Raw genomic sequence first — 4,535 nt, forward strand, 5'->3', positions numbered from 1 at the left:
CAGGGTGCCCTTTTTACAGCGTCATCGGAAAAAGGGACATCCCTGTTTTTCGCGGGAGCCGGCGCAGGATGCTTATTCCGCCTGTGGCGCTAGTTGATTTTCGTGACCTTGGCGCTGGCGGAGCCCCTGTGGAAGCGGATGCCGAGGGAATCGCCCTTCTTGAGCTTTGCGGCATCGCGGACTGCCAAGCCGTCGGGGCCCTGCACAACCGCGTAGCCCTTGGCGAGCACGCCCAGCGGCGAGAGGTGGTCGAGGTTCGAGGCCAGCTTCGCCAGGTGCTGATCGAGCCAGCGGACCTTGACGCCGAGGGAGTTTATCAGCCGCTCGCGAAGGCCGTCGATGCGCTGGATGAGATCGGGGAAGCGGCGGGTGGGGTCGGCGAGCCTCCCCTCGGCCCTCTTGAGCTCGAGGTGCTTTCTCTCGAGGAACCTCGTGAGCCCCTGCTCGAGCCTGGCGCGCAGGTCGCGGACCGCGGCGAGGAGCTCAGAGCGCACCGGGACCGCGAGCTCGGCCGCGGCGGAAGGGGTGGCCGCGCGCAGGTCGGCGACGAAGTCGGCGATCGTGTAATCTATCTCGTGGCCGACCGCGGAGATCACCGGGACCTTCGAGGCAGCGATCGCTCGCGCCACTATCTCCTCGTTGAAGCACCACAGATCCTCGATCGAGCCGCCGCCGCGGCCCACGATCAGCACGTCGAGCCCGCCCATGCGGTTCAAATTCTCGATCGCGGCCGCGATCTCGGCCGCCGCGCCCTCACCCTGCACGCGCGCAGGGTGCAGGAGTATCCCGACGCCGGGGTGGCGCCGCGTGAGCACGTGGATGAGGTCGCGGATCGCAGCGCCGGCAGGCGCGGTGACGATGCCGATGCGGCGCGGCAGGTACGGTATCGGCCGCTTGCGGGCCGCGTCGAAGAGCCCCTCGGCCGCGAGACTCTTCTTGAGCTGCTCGAAGGCGAGCTTGAGCGCGCCCAGCCCCTCCGGCTCGCAGTGCTCGGGGTCGACGATGAGCGAGTAATTCCCCTTCGGCGCATAGACGTTGAGGCTGCCGCGGCAGACGAGCTTCTGACCGTCCTCGATCTCGAAGGGGAGCCTGCCGCCTGCACCCCAGATTATCGCCCTGATCTGGCTGCGCTCGTCCTTGAGCGTGAAATAGAGATGCGGCCCCTTGCGGCCTTTGAAGTCGGTCACCTCGCCCGTGACCCAGACCTCTGCGAACTCGCGCTCGAGCCGGCCCTTGATCAGTTCGGTGAGCTCGGAGATTGTGTGGATGTGGGGAAGGTCGGAATTGGGGAATCGGGAATCGGGACCCGGGATTCGGGATTCAGACGAGACAGGAGGGATATCGACCCGCTGTTCCCGAGTCCCGAGTGCCGAGTTCCGGGTCCCGGAGTCATACGAGTCCACGATCATCGGCGCCTTCTTCACCTCGCGGCGTCGCTTCGATGGAGATCTCTTCTTTCCGGCGACAGGACCCTTGCCTGCCTTTGTCACGGGCTCCGACTCGCCGCCTGCGAATATGTCCAGCTGCTTTCTCACCTCGTCTTCCTTTTCTTTAACTTGGCCTTCTTCGTGACTCGTGACTCGTGACTCGTGACTGGCGTGCTCCCGCCATGCTTCTCGCGCTTCGCCTTGATCTCGCGCCCCTCGAGGAGCCTCTGTATCTCCCGCTCGCTCACGCCCGGCCGGGTGATCCTCGTGTACTCCTCGTCGACCTTTGACCTGTTCATCCTGATCCCGTGGGCCGCCATGATCCTCGAGATGCCGTCGAAGTTCTCACCGATCGAGGCGCGCACCGACTCGAAGCCGAGCTTCGCCGCAGCTATGCGGTTCCGAAGGAGCATGGGGTTGAGGGAGAAGTACGCCTCGTCCCCTCCCCTGGGCTCGATGAGGATGATGTCGCCGTCGAACGACGGGTCCTCACGGAAGCGCCTCACCGCCACAGCGAGCCTCGCGTGGAAGAACGCGCGCAGGATCTGGTTGAGCACGGTCGCTATCCCGTCGGTCGCCAGCCTCTTTCCGCTCCTGCGGCGGCGGCTCATGCCCTTCACGAACAGCTCGGGATCGTAGGGGCGGAAGGGGTTGTAGCAGACGATGAGCTTGGCGCCCTTCTCCACCGCGGTGTCGATGTTGGCTGTCTCCTGCACCCCTCCGTCCACGTAGTCCTCCCCGCCTATGTGCGCGGGTTTGTAGAAGCCCGGCAGCGCGGTGGAGGCCTGTATCGCCTCGGAGATCGTGAGCGAGTCCTCCTCGTCCGCGCCGAAGACCACCCTGCGCGCGCCGTCGAGCCGCACCGCCGATATGTAGAGCCGCTTGCCGGTGATGCGCGCCGCCTCGCAGAAGTCGTTGGTGAGCCTGTTGCGCTCTATGTTCTCGCGGAAGTAGGACTCGATCGGGCCGTTGTCGAAGAGCCCCGACGGGAGCAGCGCGAGCAGAGAAGGGAAATCGCCCGCATCTAGCATCTCAAGGAGCGGGACCATCATGTCGTCGTAGTTCCCGCGCGAGGGGTCGAGCACGAATCGCCAGACGGAACCCAGTATCCCGTGCCTCCACTCGTCGTGCCTCTGCGCCACGCGCACGACGCCTCCGGGGAGCCACATGGCGGCCCGGAGGAAGAACTTGAGCGGCCTCGACACGATCTCAGCGACGTTGGGCCTGTAGCAGTGCCACGCGGTCAGCTGGGAGAAGTGGCTCGAGGTGCCGTCCAGGCTCTTGATCATGGACTCGGGCGAGATCCCGGCCGCCAGCGCCGCGGCGAGCATGCTGCCGGAGCTGATCCCCACGAACACGTCGAAGTCGCCCACCCCCGCGCCCTCGATGTAGCGGTTGAGCGCCCTGAGCCCTCCGGCCATGAAGGAGCCGCCGGTTATCGCTCCGCCGGCGAGGATCAGCGCGCGGCAGCCGCGCGGCCTTGGCCTCTCCAGGTCGCTCCTCTGTACGATGGTTATGCCCATCACTGCCTTGCCATTATCTCAAGTTTGGTGTCCAGCGATTTGATGTAGATGGTGAGCTCGTTGAACTTCGCCGCGTCGACCGACTCGGGCACGAATAGGTCGATCACCTGCCTCGCGCCCACCGGTATGAACAGCGGATACGCCAGAAGGTCCTTGCTCTTGTCGTTCAGCTCGGACCACGCCTTGGGCGCCGACCGCCTCAGGTCGTGTATGGCGGTGATCGCCTTCGAACCGTCCGCGAGCTTTATGCCCCACCTGTCCTTCTCGGGGTTCAGAAAGATGATGTTGAACGACTGGTTTATCACGGCGACGTTTATCACCTTGTAGCCGGGGACGAAGCCGTCGAAACGCTGGTCGTAGCTCGCGTCTATCGAGAGGCCGACCGGCACGATGTTGGTCCCCCCTATCGCCCGGTGCACCTTCGCCTTCGCGGCCGCATCCGCTGCGACCAGAAGCAGCGCCGCGATCACGACCCACGTCGTCAGTCTCTTCATGTTCGCCTCCTCATTCGGACCGTTTCGTCCCACCCGAGAACGCAGGGGTCGAAAGCCCCACCCTGCGGGATTCCATCTTTTCGATGAGCCGGCACGCCGCGCTGAGCCCGGGCCGGTATTCGGAAAGCGGCGGCTCCTCCTCGCCGCAGGCCCTCTCCGCGTACGGGCACCGGGGATGGAACGGGCAGCCGGGCGGCGGCGCCATCTGCGAGGGCACGTCGCCCATGAGTATCATCCTCCTGCTGCGGGCGGTGGGGGCCGGGTCGGGCACAGGCACCGCCGAGACCAGCGCCTGCGTGTACGGGTGCCTGGCCTCCGCGAGGCGATCGGCCGGGAATATCTCCATTATCCTCCCCAGGTACATGACCGCCACTCGCCTGCTTATGTTCTCCACCACCTTGAGGTCGTGCGCAATGAATAAATATGTGAGCGAGAAGCGCTCGCGCAGGTCGGAGAGGAGGTTGAGTATCTCCCCGCGTATGGAGAGGTCGAGCGCGGAGACCGGCTCGTCCGCTATTATGAAGCTCGGCGTGAGCGCGATGGCCCTGGCTATCCCTATCCTCTGGCGCTGCCCTCCGGAGAACTCGTGGGGGTATCTCCCGCAGGACTCGGCTGAAAGCCCCACGAGCCGCATTAGCTCGACCACCCTGTCCCCGCGATCCGACCGGCTCCCGATCCCGTTGACGATGAGCGGCTCCGCCACGATGTCGCCGGCGGTCATGCGCGGGTTGAGGGATGCGAACGGGTCCTGGAAGATCATCTGCATCCTGCTGCGGAGCGGCCTGAGCTCCCGGTGCGAAAGGCGCGTGATGTCCCGCCCGTCGAACACGATCCTCCCCTCGTCGGGTGAGAGGAGCCTGAGCATCATCTGCCCGAGCGTGGACTTTCCGCAGCCGCTCTCGCCCACCAGGCCCAGCGTTTCGCCTCGCGCGATCTCGAGCGAAACCCCGCGCACAGCGTGGATCGCCGCGACCTCGCGGCCGAGGATGCCGCCCGTGACCGGGAAGCGCTTGTGCAGATCTCTTATCTCTATCAGGTTCTCGCCCATGGTCTCTCAGCTTCTCAGCTTCTCAGCTTCTCAGCTTCTCAGC

At 65.3% G+C, this 4,535-nt stretch carries 4 protein-coding genes; all 4 read right to left on the reverse strand.

Annotated elements, in window-relative coordinates; all coding sequences use genetic code 11:
- Positions 1 to 89: 89 nt before the first annotated feature.
- The 4 genes from xseA to JXA24_05850 all read right to left on the reverse strand — a co-directional run bounded on the left by xseA (position 90) and on the right by JXA24_05850 (position 4,492).
- Positions 90 to 1,409, reverse strand: a complete 1,320-nt coding sequence (xseA, locus tag JXA24_05835; GenBank protein ID MBN1283273.1) for an exodeoxyribonuclease VII large subunit — start codon at positions 1,407 to 1,409, stop codon at positions 90 to 92.
- Positions 1,410 to 1,531: 122 nt separating this feature from the next.
- Entirely contained in the window at positions 1,532 to 2,950 is a 1,419-nt protein-coding gene (locus tag JXA24_05840) for a patatin-like phospholipase family protein (GenBank protein ID MBN1283274.1), read from the reverse strand.
- On the reverse strand, positions 2,950 to 3,444 hold the full coding sequence (locus JXA24_05845; protein ID MBN1283275.1) for a hypothetical protein: 495 nt from the start codon (positions 3,442 to 3,444) through the stop codon (positions 2,950 to 2,952). The genes JXA24_05840 and JXA24_05845 overlap by 1 nt, the downstream gene beginning before the upstream one ends.
- Before the next feature lie 10 nt (positions 3,445 to 3,454).
- Positions 3,455 to 4,492: an ABC transporter ATP-binding protein gene (locus JXA24_05850; GenBank protein MBN1283276.1), complete on the reverse strand. Its 1,038-nt coding sequence runs from the start codon at positions 4,490 to 4,492 to the stop codon at positions 3,455 to 3,457.
- Positions 4,493 to 4,535 lie beyond the last annotated feature (43 nt).

The sequence above is a fragment of the Pseudomonadota bacterium genome, from assembly GCA_016927275.1.
Lineage (GTDB): Bacteria > UBA10199 > UBA10199 > 2-02-FULL-44-16 > JAAZCA01 > JAFGMW01.